This is a genomic window from Candidatus Thiosymbion oneisti, from assembly GCF_004359955.1.
Taxonomy (GTDB): Bacteria; Pseudomonadota; Gammaproteobacteria; order Chromatiales; family Chromatiaceae; genus Thiosymbion; species Thiosymbion oneisti.
Genome location: NZ_SMSC01000094.1, coordinates 1 through 1,056, shown reverse-complemented (window position 1 = coordinate 1,056; position 1,056 = coordinate 1). Strand labels below are relative to the sequence as shown.

General features: G+C 48.7%; 3 protein-coding genes and 1 pseudogene. All 4 read left to right on the top strand.

What is annotated here, in order from left to right; translation table 11 throughout:
- Window positions 1-161 (top strand): annotated as a pseudogene (locus E1958_RS21510) (IS481 family transposase); the annotation flags it as partial.
- 67 nt (window positions 162-228) lie between these two features.
- The gene (locus E1958_RS19560; protein WP_089724763.1) at window positions 229-444 is read left to right on the top strand and encodes a hypothetical protein; all 216 of its coding nucleotides are present in this window, start codon (window positions 229-231) and stop codon (window positions 442-444) included.
- Window positions 444-716, top strand: a complete 273-nt coding sequence (locus tag E1958_RS21045; protein ID WP_207787994.1) for a PIN domain-containing protein — start codon at window positions 444-446, stop codon at window positions 714-716. Before E1958_RS19560 ends, E1958_RS21045 begins: the two co-directional genes overlap by 1 nt.
- A 6-nt stretch (window positions 717-722) precedes the next feature.
- A complete protein-coding gene (locus E1958_RS21040) occupies window positions 723-890 on the top strand; it encodes a PIN domain-containing protein (protein WP_207787995.1) in 168 nt (55 codons plus the stop codon).
- Window positions 891-1,056 lie beyond the last annotated feature (166 nt).

Below are 1,056 nucleotides of genomic sequence, written 5' to 3'. Positions count from 1 at the left end.
TGACCGACACCATCAAACGCTACGTCCAGGTCTATAATCAGCACATCCCGCAGAAAGCCTTAGGCCACATTCCACCCCTTCAAGCCATGAAGAACTGGTCCCAAAAACAGCCCCATCTGTTCAAAAAACGTGTCTATAATCTGGCGGGACTTGACAATTAACTACTCACGCCCCCCTGAAAAGCTGGATTTTTCAAGGTCCCCTGTTGTGAGTTAGAAGGAGAATCAGATGCTTGCTCAAGACATGGTGGAGCAACTTCGGCATGCGCCAATGACTGATCGGATTCAGGCCATAGAGGTGTTGCTGCAATCCCTTAAGCACGACATCGTGCCCCCTCAATCCAGCATGATGCCGCAGCATTCGTTTACGGTTCGGACATTCAACTTGGGGACAGATATTGCCCTTGACCGAGAAGAAATGTATGCGGAACGAGGTAACGCATAATGTATGCCCTTGATACCAATGTGTTGATCTATGCGCATAATACCGCCTCTCCATTTCATCCGCACGCTAAAGTCTTTGTTGAACAGGCCATGAATACGCGGGACGCTGACGGTCATCTCTCCGTGTGTCTTCCTGCACAAGTCCTTATGGAGTTTCTCAATGTTATCACATGGCATCGGCTTGAAGCGCCGTTGCTATTACCTGATGCCATCCAAATTGTCCAAGACTATGTGGATACCGGTGTCGCGATTCTGTATCACCAGCCGACGTAACTTGAGATGCTTGTCGGGCTGCTCAAATCTGTCACCACGCGAAAGAAGATTTTTGATGCTGCCCTGGCTGCCACGTTAAAAGGTCACGGTATTTCCGGACTCTATACCGTGAATACGAAAGATTTTGAAGAATTCACCTTTCTTGAGACAAAAAATCCGTTGGAACATGGATAACATTATTGGGCGCCTGAGCCGTGCCGATAAGCGGCGCGTCCCTGCGCCGCTTATCGGGGAGCTAACCAGCAAGTGCACTATAACAAGTATTACCAAAAGGAAAGCACACAGGGGTGGTGGCTAATTGTTAAATGATAGCATAGTCAACTGGCTGGCAAGAGATCCA